Here is a 17,541-nt window from a genome sequence, read left to right on the forward strand (position 1 = left end):
CCGGCCCGATCGGATCACATCGTGTCGAGGCCGATCAGCTCGATCTTGTAGCCGTCGGGGTCTTCGACGAAAGCGATGTGGGTGGTGCCGTGCTGCATCGGGCCGGGCTTGCGCTGGATCTTGGCGCCGCGCTTTTCCAGTTCGGCGCAGACGGCGTAGATGTCGTTGACGCCGAGCGCCAGATGGCCGAAGCCGGTGCCGATCTCGTAGGGCTCCTCGCGGCCCCAGTTCAGCGTCAGCTCGACGACGGCTTCCTTTTCCTCGGGGCCGTAGCCGACAAAGGCGTTGGTGAACTTGCCGCCGGGGTAGTCGTCGCGGCGCAGCAGGGTCATGCCAAGCACCTCGGTGTAGAAGGCGATCGACTTGTCGAGGTCGAGCACCCTGATCATGGTGTGCATATAGCGAAAGCCCGGGGCGTCGCTCATTGGGGGAGTCCTCCGAATTCTGTGATTTGCGGGTCTGATCATCCACATCGAACGCTTGACGGCAAATGGCCTCGCTTGATGTTCTAAATCAGGGTTGTATGATAACACGACAACGCAGGTATTTGTCCAGTCGTTTTGCCAAGGGGCCCAGAGCCAATCCATGAATGCCGCGCCCTCCGCATCGCAGATCGCAGCCCTCGCCGGCCTGCTGCCGAACGGTGGGCTGCTGACCGATGAAGCGGATCTGGCGCGCTTCAGCCGCGATTGGTCGGGCGATCATTTCGGCCGGCCGCTGGCCGTGGCGCGGCCCTCTTCGGTGGAGGAGATGTCGGCGCTGATGCGGTTCTGCCATGCCGAGCGCATTCCGGTGGTGCCGCAAGGCGGCCTGACCGGGCTCGTCGGCGCCGCAGTGGCGGCGGATGGCGGCGAGATCGTCATCTCGCTGGAGCGCATGAACAAGATTCGCTCGATCAGCCCGATCGACTTCGCCATGGTGGTCGAGGCCGGCTGCATTCTCGAGGACGCCAAGCGCGCCGCCGAAGCGAGCGACTGCCTGCTGCCGATCACTTTCGGCGCGCAGGGCAGCTGCCGCATCGGCGGCAATGTCGCCACCAATGCCGGCGGCTTCAACGTGCTGCGCTACGGCATGACGCGCGACCTGGTGCTTGGCCTCGAAGTGGTGCTGGCCGACGGCCGCATCTGGAACGGGCTGAAAGTGCTGCGCAAGGACAACCGCGGCTATGATCTGAAGCAGATCTTCATCGGCTCGGAGGGCACGCTAGGCATCGTCACCGCGGCGGCGCTGAAACTATTCCCCAAGCCGACGCAGATCGAAACCGCGCTGGTTGGCCTGCGCTCCGTCGAGGACGCGATGGCACTCTATGCAAGGGCGCGGCGCGATTGCAGCGATTTGCTCACCGCCTTCGAACTGATCCTGCGCGGCGGCATCGAGATCACCATGCGCGAAGGCCAGGATTTTCCCGATCCGCTCAGCCAGCCCTATCCCGTCTATGTGCTGATCGAGGTGTCGTCGGGCGGGCTGATCGACCTCTCCAATATGCTGCTGGGGTTTCTCGGCAGCGTCGAGGACATCGTCGAGGACGGCGTCATCGCTTCGACCAGGGCTCAAGGTGAGCGGTTGTGGCTCTACCGCGAGATCATGGTCGAGCGGCAGGGCAGGGGCGGGCGCTACCTGCGCACCGATGTGTCGGTGCCGATCTCCAGGCTTGCCGATTTCGTCACCGATGCGCTGGCCGCCTTGGAGAAAGCCCGGCCCGACGCGCTGGCCGTCACCTACGGCCATGTCGGCGACGGCAACATCCACCTCAACGTCGTGCCGCCGGAAGGCATGGGCACCGAGGCGATGGAACATCTGTTCGAGCAGGCGGAAGCCGAGATCTTCACCGTCGTCGATCGCTATGGCGGCTCTATCAGCGCCGAGCACGGCATCGGCCGGGTCAAGCAGAAGGCGTTCCTCGAACGCATCGATCCGGTGACGCTCGACCTCGCCGCCGGCATCAAGGACGCATTCGACCCGCGCCACATTCTCAGCAACGGCCGCATTCTGGCGTCCGCACCCGCCGTCGACTATAGGTGAGCGATGACGCTGAAACTCGACAAGGTCAATCGCGGCCCACACCTCTCCACTCTGGTGGCCAGTTCCATCTCGCGCGAGATCGCGCAAGGCCGACTGAAGCCGGGTGACCAGCTGCCGACCGAGGCGGCGCTGGCAACCACTTTCGGGGTCAGCCGCAACGTGGTGCGCGAGGCGATCGCGCGGCTGCGCTCGGAAGGCCGAATCTGGTCGCAGCAGGGGCGCGGCGCCTTCGTGGTCGAGAGCAACAACCCGACGGTGCTGACCATCGACCATGAGACGCTGCAGCGCGCCGACTCGTTTCGCAATCTGTTCGAACTGCGTGGCATCCTCGAAGTGCAGGCGGCGGCCCTTGCCGCAAAACGGCGCAGCGACGCCGATCTCAAAGCCATGGGCGATGCGCTGTCCGGCATGCGCGCCGCCCCCTATGGCAGCGTCGCCTGGCTGCGCAGCGACCTCGAATTCCACCGCACCGTCGCCGAGGCGACGCGCAATTCCTACATGGGCCAATTCCTGGTCTTCGTGTCCGAGCGGGTGCGCGAAAGCATTCTCGCTGCCGGCAACCAGCAAAAGTCGGACGACATGGCCCGCATCACGCTCGGCGAACATGAGCGCATCCTGAGAGCGATCCGTGCCGGCGACGCCGAAGGGGCGCAAGCCGCGATGCGCGACCATCTGGCGGGCGCGGCGCTGCGGGTGGGGTTGCATGAGGGGGAAGCTGCGGAGATAGCGCCGGGGCCCGAGGCAGCGTCTCCGGTACGGCATTCGCGGTTGCGGAAGGCTGTGCGCGGGCAGGCTTAGGGATAGCCTTGCCTTATCCGCGCGCTGGGCCAATCGCCTATGGCAGCGCTGACCCCCACTCCGTCTCGGCTTCGCCGAGCCACCTCTCCCCATTTCATGGGGGATGAGGAAATGCCAATCTCCGAGATCGCAGCCCTTCAAAAGCTTGGGTTTCCTCTCCCCCACGAATGTGGGGGTAGAGGTGGCTCGGCGAAGCCGAGACGGAGTGGGGGAGCGCCATATCAGATTTCACTCGGTCGTCGGCTCAACCAGCTCAGGGCCGGAGACAGGCCGCCACCCCACCGCGCTATTTCAGCGGCAGAAACAGCTCAAGCACCACCTCGCGCACCGGTCCGTTCGACGAAAAGTGCCGTTGGCAATAGATCGGAAAGTCGCGCGCCTCCTCGCCGCTGGCCTGAAGCCATTCGCGGTACAGGTAGAGCGCTGCCGGCTCGAGATTGTTGGTGTTGCCGGGGTAGCGCAGCACCGCGCAGCGTCCGCCGGGGATCACGCCGGCCTTCATCTGCACGTCCTCGATCGGCCCGCCCTCTACCGGCAGGTCGGTTCCGGCACAGATGTCCATGCTGTAATCGGCCGGGTTCGCGGGCTCCCTTTCGGAACGGAAGATGTTGAAGGTCGGGCTTGTCTCGGGCGAGAGGCCGGCCGCCTTGCGCCAGGCGATGAAGCGCTGGATGGTGTCAGGAAGCGTCGCCCGGTCGCCGCGATGCTCCATGATCGCCACCGGCGTCGGCGGCACATCGCGGATCATCACGTCGGCGGGTTCGAAGATTATCTGCATGAGCGTGGTCCTTGCTTTGTCGAGCGGCCCGAAGGCCATGAGCCACGCCCCCCAGTCGGGAGACTTCCGGAACGACGAAGGCGATTGTCCGAACCGTTGCCGAAAGGCGCGGGCGAAGGCATCCGGTGCGTCGTAACCGGCATCCATCGCTATGTCGGTGACGCTTTGGGCGTCGCTCTCGGCAAGCCGGTACGAAGCGCGCTTCAGGCGGGCGAGCTGGACATAGCGATGCACGGACAAGCCGAAGGTTGACGTGAACTGCCGGTGGAAATGGTATTTCGAGAACGCCGCGACGCCGCTCAACGCTTCCAGGCCCAGATCTCCGTCCAGATGCTGGTCTATGTGGTCCAGCACCCGCTGCATCCGGGCTTGGTAGCTTTCAAGTGGCGTCATCAAACGTCTCGTCCTGCGTGGCGACACCAGATAGGCGGTTCCGGACATGTCGCGCTCGACCGATCTTGCGGTTTGATAGGATGGACGAGTGCTCGCTAGTTGCCGGTTGGAGGCGCGACTGATCGGCTTATTCGTAGGCGGCTCTACGCAGCCTAATCCTCGACTGGCAGTGCCGGCCCCACTCCGTCTCGGCTTCCCCGAGCCACCTCTACCCCCATTTAATGGGAGAGGAAATGGCAATCTTCGGGGTCGCAGCCCTCAAAGCTTGGGTTTCCTCTCCCCTACTTTGTGGGGGAGAGGTGGCTCGGCGAAGCCGAGACGGAGTGGGGGAGCACCCTATGCGATGTTCACGCCTCCACCAGTGAAACCCCATTCAGCCCCGCCACGATATCCGACAGCGCCGGCACGAACTTCTCGCCATGGCCGGTGGTGACGGCCGTGGCGAACCCATTCCGCACCGCGGCGCCGATCGGGTTGGCGATGCCGGCGGCGTGGGCGAAGGAGGCGAGATAGGTCATGTCCTTGAGCGCATTGGCGATGGCGAAGCGTTGGGCGTTTTCGTTGCGGTTGAGGACGAAATCGAAGAAGGCCTGGTAGAAGCCGCAATCCATGCGGCTGCCGGAGATGACGCTGTTGAAGACCTGCGGCGTCAGCCCGGCCTTGGCGCCCAGGCTCAGCGCTTCGGAATAGATCGCGGAATAACCCATCGAGACGAAATTGTTGAGCAGCTTCATGGTGTGGCCGCTGCCGGTCGGGCCGGTGTGGACGATGCGGGCGGCAAACGCCTCCAGCACCGGCCGGGCGCGGGCGACGATCTCGGCCGCGCCGCCGACCATGACGTCGAGCTTGCCCTCGGTGGCTTCCTTGGGCGTGCGCGCCAGCGGCGCGTCGATCAGCGTCATCCCCTGCTCCGCGAGGTCGGCGGCAAGCGCTGTCGTCGATGACGGGTTGGAGGTCGAGCAGTCGATGATCAGCAACGGTTTAGCTGCCGCAGCAAGGCCATCCTGGCCTTTGACCAGCGCTTCGACCTCGCGCGAGCCGGTGACGCACAGGATGACGATGTCGCAGGCAGCGGCGAGGTCGCGCGGGCTGGCCGCTTCAGTGGCACCGGCCGCAATCAGCCGGTCGGCTGCGGTGCGGCTGCGGTGGACATGCACCGTCAGCGGCCAGCCTTTGCGCAGCAGATTGTCGGCCATGCCGGCGCCCATGCTGCCCAGGCCGATGAAGCCGATGCGTTCTTTCATGCAATCCTCCCATGGCTCGTGCCAGCGGGCCGAACTTTCGTCACCTTGCGGCGGGCACCCGTCGATGCAATTCTTTGAACAAGAATCGAACCGGAGTCGCGCTGATGGCGGAGCCCATGACTTTCGACGCCATACCGCAGGCGCCCAACCTGCGGACGGGTCTGGTCAACACGCTGATCGCGCAGATCGAATCCGGCGACCTTGCGCCGGGGCAGCGGCTGCCGACCGAGCAGGAGATTGTTGCTGCCACAGGCGTCAGCCGCACCGTGGTGCGCGAGGCGCTGGCGGCGCTGCGTGCGCGCGGGCTGATTACCACGCGCCAGGGGCTCGGCGCCTTCGTCGCCAAGGATCCGCCGCCGAAGACGTTTTCCGTGCTGCCCGACGATCTCGAATCGATCGACGAGGTGCTGCGCGTGCTCGAACTGCGCATGGGCATCGAGGTCGAAGCGACCGGCCTTGCCGCCGAGCGGCGCAGCGACGCGGCGCTCCAGCAGATGAGCGCGCGGCTCGATGCGCTGGAAGCGGCGGTGCGTGCCGGCGGCTCCGGCTCGGAAGAGGATTTCGGCTTCCACCGCGCCATTCTCGCTGCGACGCAGAACCCGAATTTCACCCGGTTGTTCGACACGTTCGGCAGCGCCATGGTCCCGCGCCATTGGACGCGGCTCGACCGGATGACGGAGGCTGAGCGGGAAAAATATCTCGACCGCATGCAGCGCGAGCATCGCGCCATTCTCGGGGCAATCGAAGCCAGGGACGTCAATGCCGCGCGGCGCGCCATGCGCAGCCATCTGACCAAAAGCTATGCCCGCTTCGAGGATCTGCGCAACAAGGCTGTTCACGATTAGGGGGCCAACCACGGTTGACGGACTGCTCATCCGGCGACCCCGCCGAGATAGAGTTCGTGCATCAGCGAAATGTTCCTCCCGGCTCCCACTGTTGCAGTCTTACCCCGTTGTCATACAACCCTGTAATCTGGTAAATCCAGGGAAGAGGGATGTCAATCGCGTTGCCATGCGGTATGAGGCTCCCGGAAAAATCGCAATCATGGAGCCGGCATTGCCGGCGAAGCCGCAAGTCAGGAACAGCGAGATGCATTCACGGAAATTTGGCCGTACCGGCAGATCAGTCAGCGAGATCGGCTTCGGCGCGTGGGCGATCGGCGCCGCCTGGGGCGAGGTCAATGATGACGATGCGGTCGCAGCCCTGCATGCCGCGCTCGATGCCGGCGTCAGCTTCCTCGACACCGCCGACGTCTATGGCGACGGCCGTTCGGAAAAGCTGATCGCACGGGTGATGAAGGAACGCGGTGGCGCGCGCCCGTTCATCGCCACCAAGGCCGGACGGCGGCTGCCGAAGCAGACGGTCGAGGGCTACAGCGTCGAGAACCTCACCGGCTGGATCGACCGCAGCCTGAAATACCTCGAGACCGACACGCTCGACCTGGTGCAGCTGCATTGCCCGCCGACCGATCTCTACTATCATCCGGAGGTGTTCGAGCGTCTCGACAAGCTCACCGAGCAGGGCAAGATCCGCAATTACGGCGTCAGCGTCGAGCGTGTCGAAGAGGCGCTGAAGGCGATGCAATATCCCGGCGTCGTCAGCGTGCAGATCATCTTCAACGCCTTTCGCCAGCGCCCGGCCGAGCTGTTCTTCGCTGAGGCGAAAAAGAACGATGTCGCCGTCATCGCCCGCGTGCCGCTGGCCAGCGGCCTGCTGTCCGGCAAGTTCAGGACGGACACCAAGTTCGAGACCACCGACCATCGCCTGTTCAACAGGAATGGCGAAGCCTTCGATGTCGGCGAGACGTTTTCGGGCGTGCCCTATGAGGTCGGGCTGGCGGCGGTCGAGAAGGTGCGGCCGCTGGTGTCAGGCGACACCACCATGGCGAAATTCGCGCTGCGCTGGATCCTGATGTTCGACGCGGTGACGGTTGTCATCCCCGGCGCCCGCAATCCGGCGCAGGCGGTTTCCAATGCGGAAGCGGCTGAGCTTGCGCCGTTATCCTCCGAGTTGATGGCCAAGGTGAAGGCGGTCTACGATGAGAACATCAAGCCCTACGTGCATCAGCGCTGGTGAGCCAGCGCCTGCCGCCCTCGACCGGCTGACTGACCAGAGGTCAGCCGGGGCAAATTGCGCTCGTCGTTACAAGCTGTGCAGCGGATCCTGTGATCCACCGGTCATTTAATCGGCCGTGCCGCTTGTTATTGTGCAGTGCAGCAACGATATTGCTGCGTGTGCGTTGTGTGCACGAGTCTGCCCATTCCGGCGCGCAAGGATACCAATTTGCGAGACATATCCGATACGATCGCCCGGCTGAGCGCGATGCGCCGCCGGCCAGCCGATGCAGGACAGAGCAAGGAAGATCACCTGTCCGAGATGACAGGGTTCGGGTCCAATCCGGGCGCCTTGCGTGCGCGGCTTTATCTTCCTGAAAACCTGCCGAAGCAGGCGGCGCTGGTCGTGGTGCTGCATGGCTGTACCCAGACTGCCGCCGGCTACGACCATGGTTCCGGCTGGACCGAACTTGCTGCCGATCAGGGTTTTGCCGTGCTTTTCCCCGAGCAGCAGCGCGCCAACAACGCCAATCTTTGCTTCAACTGGTTCGTGCCAGGCGATATAAGCCGCGACAGCGGCGAGGCGCTGTCCATCCGCCAGATGATCGAGGCGGCGGTGGTCACTCACGGTCTCGACCGCAAGCGGATATTCGTCACCGGCCTTTCCGCTGGCGGCGCCATGGCGGCGGTGATGTTGGCGACCTACCCGGACGTGTTTGCCGGTGGCGCGATCATTGCCGGGCTTGCCTATGGCAGCGCCTCGACCATCCCCGAAGCCTTCGACCGCATGCGTGGCCATGGCGGCCCGTCCAGAAGCGACCTGCAGCGTCTTTTGCGGGCTGCTTCGCTGCACAAGGGGCCGTGGCCGAGGATTTCGGTCTGGCAGGGCTCGGCCGATACGACAGTGGTGCCTTCCAATGCCGACGCGGTGCTGGCGCAATGGCAGGGCGTGCACGGCCTCGCTCAAGCGCCGACACGCACGGAAAAGGTCGACGGTCAGAGCCGAAAAGTCTGGTCCGATGGCAAAGGCCGCGACGTGGTCGAGGCATACAGCATTGCCGGCATGGGCCATGGCACGCCATTGCAGGCGAGCGGCGACAATGCTCTCGGCAAAGCAGGGCCGTTCATGCTGGATGCCGGGATTTCCTCGACGCGCCACATCGCCCGTTTCTGGGGGCTGACGAAGCCAGAGGTACGACGCGCGGCGAAAGCCAAGGCCGCTTCAGGCACTGCATTGCAGCCTTTCTCGCCGAAGGAAAAACCGCGAGCCGTCCGTGTCGATCCGACCCCGGAGCGTGTCAATCCGCCAGGCGGCGGTCCGGCGGCCGGGATCACCAAGGTCATCGAGGACGCGCTGCGGGCAGCGGGATTGATGCGCCGAGGCTGAGGCTCGCCCCGCACACGCCCAAAATACAAGGGCAAGCGCCAGCATCATTATCGCAGCAGGCCTTCGTCCTCGAACGCATCCCAGCCCTTCAATCCGGGCGCCGGGCCGTCCGTGTTCCGGGTGTTCCTCGCAGTGCGAGCCTGGCCGGTGCCCTTTCCCGCGCGCGTCAGCGCGGCCTTGCCCGCGCCGCACCGCCTGTTCTCGGCGACTTCCTGGACATCCTGCTCTCTCCACACGGTTGCCAGATCGCGGTCCAGGACGTCTTCGATGTGGCGCGGGTCGAAAACGTGGAAGGTGACAGACTTTGATCGCCCACGCATCTTGACGGTACGTGTGCCGGTGCTTTGCAGCCGACCGTCCTTGAGCCATTTGTGGCGCTCGCGCGAAGAGATCGTGAGGATATCCTCGACCTCGCGCGGAAGCACAGGCAGCGCCTCCACTCCCTCCAGTGTTTTGGAGATGCTGGCAGAGGCGGCCTTGAACGCTTCCGCTTCGGATTTCGACATTCGCAATGCGATGCGGCCCGTCTCGGCCTTGACATGCTTCCTGACTGCCCATGGCAGGCGGGCTCTGACTTCACGTTCGATCCCCTTGGAGCGCACGGCGGACCCGAGTGTCGCTGACGGCGACAACGGCCATTCGGCAATCAGTTGCGGGGACGGGCTCATGCTTTCCTGGGGCTGGTTCCGTTGGTTCGATGCTAACACGGCAAGAGCCGGTCAAGCCAAGGCAACAGCGAAAACGGGCAGGTCCGAATAGACCCGCCCCTTATGGCCGAAATTGAATGTCGCTCGCAGCGCGCCGAAAGCACCCTTGGCCCCGCCGCCGTATGGCGGCNGGGGCTCGATGATCAAAGTGGGCTGGCGTTGCGCGTTCTGTCGCGCTCGGCCTCGATGTCGGTGTAGGGGTCGGCATTGGCATCGAAGCCGGTCCAGCCACCGGCTTCGTAGGCGCGTCGGCGGTCTTGCAGATCGACCGAGTTGGACTCGCCAAGAATACGCTCGGCCTCATCGGCGAGTTCGTCGCTGACCCTGGCGGTCACCATCGTGCCACCGCGGCGAACGCCCTCCGCATAGACATGCGCATCCCTTTCGGGGACGCCTGACTCGGTCAGCGCCCCGACGATGCCGCCGGCAGCGCCACCGACGACCGCGCCGCCAACGGCGCCAACCGCGGTGGCGGCCAGCCATCCTGCGGCCACGACAGGACCGACGCCCGGAATGGCCATGATGCCGAGCCCTGTCAGAAGCCCGCCGGCGCCGCCAATGACGGCTCCGAGACCGGCGCCGCCGGCTGCATCCTCGGCGGCGTTTGAAGTGTCGCCGTCGTCGTACCAGTCATCCGAATTGTTGGCGACGATGCTGATGTCGGCCTGCGGCACGCCGATTGCCTCCAGTTCGCCGACGGCATCGGAGGCATCATCGTAGTTGTCGAAAAGTCCGGTTACGGTTTTCATGGTCTTGATCTCCTCGTTCTGGTTCAGAGGGTTCAGTTCGCGCCGGCAACGACGTTGCCCTGATAATCGAGCGCCACGGTCGTGGTCTTGCCATCCTTGGTGGCCTGACCGCGCCAGATGCCCTGGTCGTCTTTGGTCAGCTTGGACACGCCGGAGAAGCCGGCATCCTGAATGCGGCTCTTGGCCTGATCCTCGGTGAAGCTGTTGGCACCCGGGACCGGGGCGGCCGGATTGGTGGTGTCGGTCGTGCTCACGGCCGGGGTGGTGGAGCTGGTGGTCGACGATGCATTGTCGGCGGAAGCGATCTTCTCGACCATTTCCTGATGCATTTTGAGCGTCGGCAAGGTCTCGGAGGCGAAGGTCTTCAGCTGCGCGTTGTCGCCGCCCTTGGCATAGCTCTCGAACAGCGTGACTGCCTCCGAATGCGCATCGCGCTGCATCTGGACATAGGGCTTGTCGACGGCATCGTTGGCATTCTGCAGAGCCTCCAGATCGGCCTTGTGCTTGGCGTCCAGCTCCGTTGGCACTTTCAGCTTCTGTTCGCCGGCGATGGTCGCAAGCTTGGCGTTGGCGGCGCCGTGATCGTCGATCATCTTCTTGGCGAAATCCTTGACGCCTTGATCCTGCGCCTTGCCCTCGGCGACCTTGCTCGAATCCACCTCGAACATGCCGCCGATGGCGGCCTTGTCGACAAAGTCCTGAGCACTGTCGGCGGCGAAGGCGGGCAGGGCGAAGACCATGGCTGTGGCGGTGGCCAGCGAAGCTAGAAGAACACGTGTTTTCATGGACAGAGATCCTCGTTGGGGCACACATCGTGCTGTGAGCCTAACCAGTGCGGCCAAGCTTTGTTCCGCCGCCCAAGCGTTATAACAGGGAGGGTCGATGCCGCGATGATGGTCCCTCATCCTCGGATTTTGCGCCTTTGCGATGTCGACGCGTGGCGCGGACGGCGACCTGCTCGATGGGCGCCTTGCAAGTCCATCGCAAAGGGAAACGAGGCCTTCGCCGCCCGCAATGAATAGCGCCCGCGGTGGCCTATCGAGGTTCAGCGATCGTTTCGTTCGAGGCGGCGCGCAACCTCTGTCTGGGCGACCTGCAGCAGCGTATCTATTTCGAACATCGCCGCCGCATGGCCGCCGTCGCGGATGACACGGCGGGCGCGGTGGAGCAGGTCGGAGACCGTCCGCAGCGTTTCAGCATGGCTCGATCGATTCGACAAATGCGTGCCCTCCATCAGCCACAACCGTTGGATCGGGAGAGTGTTCCCAAAGTTGGCGGCCGGCCGGGTGAATGACTGTGAGCGCAGGCGGCGGAACCATCCTTGTCCGTTGGCCGTTCCCCCTGCCTCAACGAGAGGAACAGCCATGGCCGACAACGACACCCCGAAGGATACCGCGAAGGAAACCCCGAAGGACACCCCGAAGGACACCCCGAAGGACACCCCGAAGATGTCCGCCCGAGAGGCCCAGGAGGCCCTGGAGAAGCAGGTTGCATCGCTGAAGCGCGAGATCAGCAAGATCAACCGGACGCTTGCCGACCGTGCAGAAGATGCCGTCGGCGAAGCCGGCGGCTGGTATGGCAGCGCGACCGAGCGCGCGGCACGGGCAACGCAGCAGCTGAGATCGCAGGCGCAGACGGTGTCCGAAGCCGTCCAGCAAAATCCCGGCACCATCAGCAGCGCTTTCGTGCTTGGCGGCATTGCCGGGTTGTTGATCGGCATGCTGCTCGGGCAAAGCCAGGAACGCGACCGAAGCTGGTTCTAGCGGCGTATCTTATGAATATTGCGCCCGCCGGCTTTGCTGGCGGGCTTTGTATGGACGCCAGATCACTGTGGCTTTGAGTGAAAAACTCCCCGCTCGGGTAAACGGGATTTGTGGTCGGCGCCGCCCGCGCGGCGCCCTCGACAGGTGAGTTGAGTTTCCCTGCCGCGGTCGTATGTTGTTGACCGTAGTGGAGGATCACAAATGCCTATTCGACGCAAAGCCACCGAGGCCGGCGTTTTGCAGCCATCCGAACTCGAGCTGTTGGGCCGTGTATTCGAGCAGCTTAAGCGCGACGGTCAGTCGCCCGAAGCACGCGACGCCATCGCATCCCGGATTATCGCGAACTATATGGCCGGCGTGGTCGACGAAGCCGAGCTCGTCAGTCTTTCGAGGCAACCGCTGGGCCGGTAGTGCGCTTTCCATCCCGGGTTCAGAAGAGTTTCAGGTCGTCAAATCAGAGGGATAAGGCAATGCCGGCTGACCCACCGATAGAGCGACGGTCGCATATCCGTGATCTTGTTCTGAAGGAAGCGACAATCCGCGTTGGCGACGCCAGTATCAATTGTCTGGTTTGCAACCAGCACGCCCACGGCGCGGAGCTACGGGTCAAGGCCGATATCGCAATCCCCGACCGTTTCGTGCTTCACGTGCCAGTCGATCATACCAGCTATCGCGCCGTGGTGCGGTGGAGACGGAACGAGCGACTTGGGGTGCAGCTTGATTCGGGAAGGCAGGCGTAGATGGCGGTAGCCGGACGGATCACCCAGCTGTTCAAGTCCAGGGTTGATGGGACAAGGCAGGGCGCGTTTGCGGCACGAACGCTTCTTTCCATGCTGCTTGCGATTTGCAATCAGTTGCTATAGCGTCTCACTGCTTGCAAATTACAAGCGGTTAATCCGTGAACCGACTATGTGAAGGCGCTGCTTATGGCCAAACTTATCTTGGGAATGAACGTTTCCATCGATGGCTATGTCGATGACCTTGCCGGAAATCTGGTCATGGGCGCACCAAGCCAGAAGCACTTCGAGTACTGGATCGAGACGATTCGCAACCATGCCGGCGCTGTGTATGGCCGCCGGATGTACGAGGTCATGCGCTATTGGGACGATGATCGCGCGGAATGGGATGCTTCGCTTCGCCAGTTCGCGACACTCTGGCGCAAGCTGCCCAAATGGGTCGTTTCGCGCACACTTTCACGGGTCGGCCCCAACGCCACCCTCATCTCCGGCGATATTGAAACGCAGATTCGCGAGATCGCGGCCCGCACGGAGGGTATCCTGAGCGTTTCCGGTCCGGAACTGGCCGGTCTTATGACCGGGCTGGGCCTGATCGAGGAATATCACCTGCACGTGAGGCCGTTCGTGCTCGGCAAGGGCAAGCCTTTCTTCCACGAGGCAAGGCCTCCGCTGCAACTGGTGTCGAGCACATTGATCGAGGACGATACGGTTCATATGATCTATGTGCCGCGAGGCTGAACGATAAGGCGCTTCAGCGCCAACATGCGAACCAACACGTACGTTCGCAGTGGGCCTGGTCCCGGCCTTCGCACCGAGGTCTCACATGTCAGCTTGCGTGCTGGGTACCCAAGCAGCAGAGGGTCTGCTGTCGGCCGAAAATCTGCCGGTCAGCAATGCGCCCCATGCCGGTCAAAGAGGCCTTGCCGCCGTTACTCCATAAGCAGACATTGCAGACCTACAAGGACATCGCTTTTACGCCCGAAGCGCCGCTTCGGTTGGTCCTTCAGTGACCTGGCGGCCCAAGGGCGTCGTCCTCCACCGCCCGCCCTCGTCCGCAACTCACCGTTGCCAGCGGCTCTGCTCCTGGCCTTCCCGCGATGACCGAGCGGGTAGTGAAACATCATGGTCAAGCCTGAAAAGCAAGGTCCAACCTAGCCGCCTTTCCAGGCCTGCGTCATCATCGTCCAGCAGTTCAGGATCCTGCGTGCGCCAGCCGGGTCCGTCGGGTCGGCCGGCCGCACAGTTTTTTTCATCCCGCTGGAACATTGGCGAAGGAATGCAGTTGGGGTCGCTGCAGATGCCGCCGCGTGGTGCCTGTGGGCGATTGGTGGCAACACCTGATCGGCCGCCGCTCCTTTACGAGGCGGCTTAGCGTGTGAGCCAATCCTGCAGCAAAGGCCTTGGGATTGGAACGACCAACAGGAGGCAGTCATGAAGCACCAGACACTCGATCAACTCCAGTCAGTCGCGGACATCAGTCCACTATCGCCGGCTCTGCTGGCTACAAGGACGCAACGGATAGAGCGGTGGGCGGAACTGCTCTATCGAAATCCGACGCGCTCCCTTGTGGCTCTCACCGGGACTGAGCATCTGCATCCCTCTGTCCGCGGAGAAGCGCGCGCGGTCGGATCGGCGATCAGTGTCGCCTTTGACGATCCACTGCTGCGTGCATCGGGCATGCAATCGGATACCTACGGGGAAGCCAGACGCTTCTTCGAACTCTCCGATTGGCAGTTGCATGAGATCGTCTGCAGTTGCCACACCGGCGCCACCATGCAGGCTGGCTGGGCCGCCGGGCGTGTCCGCAGGGTCCTCAATGGGAGCAAGATATTGGCTTGGCTGAGAAAAGGATTCATGCCGCACTGAGACACAGCGCTCGCGCCTGAAGAAGCATGCAGGCTCCAGCAGAGATTGCGTCGGCTCCGCGAAGGCATGGCTGACCTCAATGGAGTAGGGCGGCCGAGTTGCTTGCGACTTCAGAAATGACGTTCACCATTGCTTAGTGGGCCTCGTCAGGGTGATCGGCAATTTCGTGAATAGCGAGTGCCAGCGCCAGTTTCGACCAACCGGTCGGCAGCGCCCTCGTGACCAAGCGGGGTTACTTATCCTCGGTGCGTCACATGTGCGCTTCGTCAGCGGTATAGCCTGCCAATCCCTCCACAGCCGTTTTGACGCTGCGAAAAGCTCGAGGCGTGAGGGGGCAATTTAACCCAGGAATCCCGAAAACGGACCTTCCGCTTTCGGCCCTGAAATTGAAATTCGAGGCCTCCCCCATCACCCCGGAAAGATCGTAAACCCGCCATCCACCCGCAGCACCTGCCCGTTGATAAACCGCGCCCGCGGGCCAGCCAGAAACGCCACCGCCTCCGCGATCTCTTCCGGTTCCGCATAGCGGTTCAGCGATTTGCGGCTGGAATCCATGCGCTCCGGATCGACCACGCGGGTCGCCTGGAAGCGTGCCGTCTTGGTGGCGCCTGGGCTGACCGCGTTGATGCGCACGCCGTCGTCGATCAGTTCCTTGGCGAGACAGCGCGTGTAATGCACGACCGCGGCCTTCAAGGTGGAGTAGACGACCTCGGGCGAGCAGCCGAGATGTGCCGCCGCCGACGCGATGTTGATGACGGAGCCGCCGCCGCGCTGCTTCATCGGCGGCACGAAGGCCTGGCAGACCAGCATCGTGCCGATCAGATTGTTCTCGGTGAGCACGCGGATGTCGTCCAGTTCGATGTCCAGGGCGTTGTTCGGGTTTGGCTTGCCGCCCTTGGCGCCGATGTCGCCGCCGGCACAATTGACCAGCACATGCACGTCACCGAGATCGGCCTCGATCCTGCGCTTCATCTCGGCCACCGCCTTCTGGTCGCCAATGTTGCCGGTCACCGACGTGACCTTCGTCCCATGCCGCTTCAGGCGCTCGACCACTTCGCCGAGATTGGCGAACTCGCCATATTTGGCCGGCGCTTCCTCGTTCATGTCGTGGATTGCGACATTGGCGCCGAGTTCGGCCAGGCGCTCGGCCATCACGCGGCCGAGGCCACGGCCGGAGCCGGTGACGAAGGCGGTCAATCCATCGAGTTCACGTGCCGTCATCAGATCTTCTCCATTTTCATCGAACCAGCTTGCGCATGTTGGCGGCGCTGCGCCGGATCATGTCGAGCTCATAGGAAACCAGGGAGCCGTCGTCTTCGCGCTCCCAGGGGGTGCGGTAGTCGGCATCGTCGGGCAGCCGGTTGCGCTGCGCGGCCGCCAGGCAGGCGGCAAATTCGCGTGCCGTCTTCGGGGGATAGCCGCGCCACCAGTCGTCGCTGAGATAGCGGACATGCCGCGCCTCCAATGCGCCCGGTTCGAGGACGGCGGTCAGGCGATCATGGTGCTGGGCAAGAATTGCAAACAGCTCGGCGAACGGCACAGCACCGTCACCGATGGCGCAGCGGATCAGCCGGTAACCTTCGGTCGTGAACTGCACGCGGTAATCCTTGAGGTGGACATGGCGGACATGGGGGGCGATCGCGCGCGTGAAATCGAGCGGCGCTTCGCCGACCGGGAACGTGTTGCCGGTGTCGAAGGTGACGCCCACACTGTCACCACCGAGGGCGCAGAAATCGACGAGTTCCCGGCTGGTAAAGTCCTGGTGGTTTTCGATCGCAAGGACATACCCTTCGGCATTCGCGCGGGGACCCCACTCCACCAATCGCCCCCGAATGATGCCGGCGTACTCGCTCCATTTTTCGCCGGCGGCGTTGCGGTCGCCGCAGAGAATGGGCGTCAGCGCCGTGCGGATGATTTTGGCCTTGAGCAGGCGCGCGGCCCGAAAGGCATCGTCGAGCGGTTCGCCCACCAGCAGGCCGCCGCTGACGACCGGCGCGATGCGAAGGCCGGCGAGCCGTTCGCGCAGCGCGATCACCGCGTCGTCGGAAAGCTCGGTCAGCCATGGCACCCAGATCTCCAGCACGCGCGCGCCGAGATCGGTCGCGAGCGCGATGAAACCTTCGAGCCCCGCAGGTCTAGGATTGGCGCGTGGCGTGCCGCGGCCCTGGAGGCCGAGATGATAGGTCAGGCCGTAGGGGTTCAGGCCGACCTCGAGCATGAAGCGATCCTTTGAGTCAGGTGTGGTCATCGCAGGCCGGCATCCACGGTGATCGACTGCTTGGTGATCATGCGGCTGTCGTCGGCGGCGAGGAACAGCACCGTGCGCGCGATCTCCTCGCCGAGCAGAATCTTGCGGATCACCTGGCGCTGCACGACCTGGTCGACCGAACCTTCGGTCTTGTACCAAAGCTCCCGCTGCCGGTCGGTGATGACGGCGCCCGGCTCGATGGCGTTGACGCGGATGTTGTCGGGGCCAAACGCCCGCGCCAGCGCGAAGGTCAGCCCGACCACCGCAGCCTTGGCCGCCGCATAGGGGGCCATCTCTGACGCGCCGAAACGCCAGGCGATCGAGGAAAAATTGACGATCGAACCAAAGCCCACTTCCTTCATGTGCGGATGCACGCCCTGGGCGGCAAAGAAGTGGTGCCTGAGGTTCACATCCTGGGCATGGTCCCAAGTCGCCTGGGTCACGTCGGCGACCGGCTGGCGATTGTCATCGGCGGCGTTGTTGACCAGCACCGCGACAGGCCCTAGGCGGTCGCGCACCGTGCCGATCGCGGCCTGGAGGGCGGGGATATCGGTCACATCGCAGCGCAGGAACAGGGGCGCGTGCGCTGCCGCGGCGGCGAGTTCCCGCGCGAGCGCCTCGCCGGCCTCCTGCTGCAGATCAAGAAACGCCACTCGTGCGCCATTGGCGGCGAAGGCGCGGACCGTGTCGGCGCCGATGCCCGACGCACCGCCGGTGATCAGCACGACGCGCTCGGACAGGCTCGGATAGGTGGCGAAGGACAAGGCGGAACTCTTTTCAAATCAAGCTTTGGTC

The 17,541-nt window shown here is 63.8% G+C and carries 20 protein-coding genes; 10 read left to right on the plus strand and 10 right to left on the minus strand.

The window, feature by feature from the left end; translation table 11 throughout:
• Nucleotides 1–14: 14 nt before the first annotated feature.
• Nucleotides 15–425: a lactoylglutathione lyase gene (gene gloA, locus X757_RS149080; RefSeq protein WP_023726498.1), complete on the minus strand. Its 411-nt coding sequence runs from the start codon at nt 423–425 to the stop codon at nt 15–17.
• A 160-nt stretch (nt 426–585) separates the two neighbouring features.
• Between gloA and X757_RS149075 the strand changes: the two genes are divergently transcribed.
• On the plus strand, nt 586–2,022 hold the full coding sequence (locus X757_RS149075; RefSeq protein ID WP_023726499.1) for an FAD-binding oxidoreductase: 1,437 nt from the start codon (nt 586–588) through the stop codon (nt 2,020–2,022).
• 3 nt (nt 2,023–2,025) lie between these two features.
• Nucleotides 2,026–2,820, plus strand: a complete 795-nt coding sequence (locus X757_RS149070; RefSeq protein ID WP_023671079.1) for a FadR/GntR family transcriptional regulator — start codon at nt 2,026–2,028, stop codon at nt 2,818–2,820.
• Nucleotides 2,821–3,106: 286 nt separating this feature from the next.
• Here X757_RS149070 and X757_RS149065 read toward each other — a convergent pair whose 3' ends face one another.
• Both X757_RS149065 and X757_RS149060 read right to left on the minus strand, forming a co-directional pair.
• On the minus strand, nt 3,107–3,991 hold the full coding sequence (locus X757_RS149065) for an AraC family transcriptional regulator (protein ID WP_031251333.1): 885 nt from the start codon (nt 3,989–3,991) through the stop codon (nt 3,107–3,109).
• 347 nt (nt 3,992–4,338) lie between these two features.
• Nucleotides 4,339–5,301: an NAD(P)-dependent oxidoreductase gene (locus X757_RS149060; RefSeq protein WP_280940381.1), complete on the minus strand. Its 963-nt coding sequence runs from the start codon at nt 5,299–5,301 to the stop codon at nt 4,339–4,341.
• A 38-nt stretch (nt 5,302–5,339) separates the two neighbouring features.
• On the opposite strand from X757_RS149060, the gene X757_RS149055 reads away from it, so the two are divergent.
• The 3 genes from X757_RS149055 (at nt 5,340) to X757_RS149045 (ending at nt 8,676) form a co-directional block, all read left to right on the plus strand.
• Nucleotides 5,340–6,080, plus strand: a complete 741-nt coding sequence (locus X757_RS149055; protein WP_023726502.1) for a FadR/GntR family transcriptional regulator — start codon at nt 5,340–5,342, stop codon at nt 6,078–6,080.
• 244 nt (nt 6,081–6,324) lie between these two features.
• Nucleotides 6,325–7,311: an aldo/keto reductase gene (locus tag X757_RS149050; protein WP_023726503.1), complete on the plus strand. Its 987-nt coding sequence runs from the start codon at nt 6,325–6,327 to the stop codon at nt 7,309–7,311.
• A 207-nt stretch (nt 7,312–7,518) separates the two neighbouring features.
• Nucleotides 7,519–8,676, plus strand: a complete 1,158-nt coding sequence (locus X757_RS149045) for a PHB depolymerase family esterase (protein ID WP_023726504.1) — start codon at nt 7,519–7,521, stop codon at nt 8,674–8,676.
• Between the two features lie 47 nt (nt 8,677–8,723).
• Here X757_RS149045 and X757_RS149040 read toward each other — a convergent pair whose 3' ends face one another.
• The 4 genes from X757_RS149040 to X757_RS149025 all read right to left on the minus strand — a co-directional run bounded on the left by X757_RS149040 (nt 8,724) and on the right by X757_RS149025 (nt 11,351).
• On the minus strand, nt 8,724–9,344 hold the full coding sequence (locus tag X757_RS149040) for a hypothetical protein (RefSeq protein WP_031251334.1): 621 nt from the start codon (nt 9,342–9,344) through the stop codon (nt 8,724–8,726).
• A gap of 182 nt (nt 9,345–9,526) precedes the next feature.
• Complete coding sequence (locus tag X757_RS149035) at nt 9,527–10,132, minus strand: general stress protein (protein WP_023704148.1); 606 nt, start codon at nt 10,130–10,132, stop codon at nt 9,527–9,529.
• Between the two features lie 32 nt (nt 10,133–10,164).
• On the minus strand, nt 10,165–10,917 hold the full coding sequence (locus X757_RS149030) for a DUF4142 domain-containing protein (protein WP_023726507.1): 753 nt from the start codon (nt 10,915–10,917) through the stop codon (nt 10,165–10,167).
• Nucleotides 10,918–11,177: 260 nt separating this feature from the next.
• Nucleotides 11,178–11,351 carry a hypothetical protein gene (locus X757_RS149025; RefSeq protein ID WP_155923304.1) on the minus strand — a complete coding sequence of 58 codons (174 nt, stop codon included), beginning with the start codon at nt 11,349–11,351 and terminating at the stop codon, nt 11,178–11,180.
• A gap of 145 nt (nt 11,352–11,496) precedes the next feature.
• Between X757_RS149025 and X757_RS0134065 the strand changes: the two genes are divergently transcribed.
• From X757_RS0134065 to X757_RS149005, 5 genes are all read left to right on the plus strand, one after another.
• Entirely contained in the window at nt 11,497–11,895 is a 399-nt protein-coding gene (locus X757_RS0134065; protein WP_023726508.1) for a hypothetical protein, read from the plus strand.
• 201 nt (nt 11,896–12,096) lie between these two features.
• Nucleotides 12,097–12,306 (plus strand): hypothetical protein, encoded by a 210-nt coding sequence (locus X757_RS149020; RefSeq protein ID WP_023671091.1) that lies wholly within the window; start codon nt 12,097–12,099, stop codon nt 12,304–12,306.
• A 59-nt stretch (nt 12,307–12,365) separates the two neighbouring features.
• Nucleotides 12,366–12,635 (plus strand): PilZ domain-containing protein, encoded by a 270-nt coding sequence (locus X757_RS1000000169700; RefSeq protein WP_023726509.1) that lies wholly within the window; start codon nt 12,366–12,368, stop codon nt 12,633–12,635.
• A gap of 186 nt (nt 12,636–12,821) precedes the next feature.
• Nucleotides 12,822–13,370 carry a dihydrofolate reductase family protein gene (locus X757_RS149010; protein WP_023726511.1) on the plus strand — a complete coding sequence of 183 codons (549 nt, stop codon included), beginning with the start codon at nt 12,822–12,824 and terminating at the stop codon, nt 13,368–13,370.
• A gap of 693 nt (nt 13,371–14,063) precedes the next feature.
• Nucleotides 14,064–14,498: a hypothetical protein gene (locus X757_RS149005; protein ID WP_023671095.1), complete on the plus strand. Its 435-nt coding sequence runs from the start codon at nt 14,064–14,066 to the stop codon at nt 14,496–14,498.
• Nucleotides 14,499–14,906: 408 nt separating this feature from the next.
• Here the strand turns inward: X757_RS149005 and X757_RS149000 are convergent, their stop codons facing one another.
• Genes X757_RS149000 through X757_RS148990 form a run of 3 tightly spaced genes read right to left on the minus strand, consistent with a single transcriptional unit; the run spans nt 14,907 to nt 17,510 of the window.
• Nucleotides 14,907–15,719 carry an SDR family NAD(P)-dependent oxidoreductase gene (locus tag X757_RS149000; RefSeq protein WP_023726512.1) on the minus strand — a complete coding sequence of 271 codons (813 nt, stop codon included), beginning with the start codon at nt 15,717–15,719 and terminating at the stop codon, nt 14,907–14,909.
• 16 nt (nt 15,720–15,735) lie between these two features.
• A complete protein-coding gene (locus X757_RS148995; protein WP_245275070.1) occupies nt 15,736–16,746 on the minus strand; it encodes a sugar phosphate isomerase/epimerase in 1,011 nt (336 codons plus the stop codon).
• Nucleotides 16,743–17,510: an SDR family NAD(P)-dependent oxidoreductase gene (locus X757_RS148990; protein ID WP_023726514.1), complete on the minus strand. Its 768-nt coding sequence runs from the start codon at nt 17,508–17,510 to the stop codon at nt 16,743–16,745. Before X757_RS148990 ends, X757_RS148995 begins: the two co-directional genes overlap by 4 nt.
• Nucleotides 17,511–17,541 lie beyond the last annotated feature (31 nt).

Origin of the sequence: Mesorhizobium sp. LSHC412B00 (assembly GCF_000503035.1) — a bacterium.
Classification (GTDB): Bacteria; Pseudomonadota; Alphaproteobacteria; order Rhizobiales; family Rhizobiaceae; genus Mesorhizobium.

Coding starts and splice junctions, on each gene's coding strand:
- gloA (WP_023726498.1), bottom strand. CDS start 425: ATGAGCGACGCCCCGGGCTTTCGCTATATGCACACCATGATCAGGGTG.
- X757_RS149075 (WP_023726499.1), top strand. CDS start 586: ATGAATGCCGCGCCCTCCGCATCGCAGATCGCAGCCCTCGCCGGCCTG.
- X757_RS149070 (WP_023671079.1), top strand. CDS start 2,026: ATGACGCTGAAACTCGACAAGGTCAATCGCGGCCCACACCTCTCCACT.
- X757_RS149065 (WP_031251333.1), bottom strand. CDS start 3,991: ATGACGCCACTTGAAAGCTACCAAGCCCGGATGCAGCGGGTGCTGGAC.
- X757_RS149055 (WP_023726502.1), top strand. CDS start 5,340: ATGGCGGAGCCCATGACTTTCGACGCCATACCGCAGGCGCCCAACCTG.
- X757_RS149050 (WP_023726503.1), top strand. CDS start 6,325: ATGCATTCACGGAAATTTGGCCGTACCGGCAGATCAGTCAGCGAGATC.
- X757_RS149040 (WP_031251334.1), bottom strand. CDS start 9,344: ATGAGCCCGTCCCCGCAACTGATTGCCGAATGGCCGTTGTCGCCGTCA.
- X757_RS149035 (WP_023704148.1), bottom strand. CDS start 10,132: ATGAAAACCGTAACCGGACTTTTCGACAACTACGATGATGCCTCCGAT.
- X757_RS149030 (WP_023726507.1), bottom strand. CDS start 10,917: ATGAAAACACGTGTTCTTCTAGCTTCGCTGGCCACCGCCACAGCCATG.
- X757_RS0134065 (WP_023726508.1), top strand. CDS start 11,497: ATGGCCGACAACGACACCCCGAAGGATACCGCGAAGGAAACCCCGAAG.
- X757_RS149020 (WP_023671091.1), top strand. CDS start 12,097: ATGCCTATTCGACGCAAAGCCACCGAGGCCGGCGTTTTGCAGCCATCC.
- X757_RS1000000169700 (WP_023726509.1), top strand. CDS start 12,366: ATGCCGGCTGACCCACCGATAGAGCGACGGTCGCATATCCGTGATCTT.
- X757_RS149010 (WP_023726511.1), top strand. CDS start 12,822: ATGGCCAAACTTATCTTGGGAATGAACGTTTCCATCGATGGCTATGTC.
- X757_RS149005 (WP_023671095.1), top strand. CDS start 14,064: ATGAAGCACCAGACACTCGATCAACTCCAGTCAGTCGCGGACATCAGT.
- X757_RS149000 (WP_023726512.1), bottom strand. CDS start 15,719: ATGACGGCACGTGAACTCGATGGATTGACCGCCTTCGTCACCGGCTCC.
- X757_RS148995 (WP_245275070.1), bottom strand. CDS start 16,746: ATGACCACACCTGACTCAAAGGATCGCTTCATGCTCGAGGTCGGCCTG.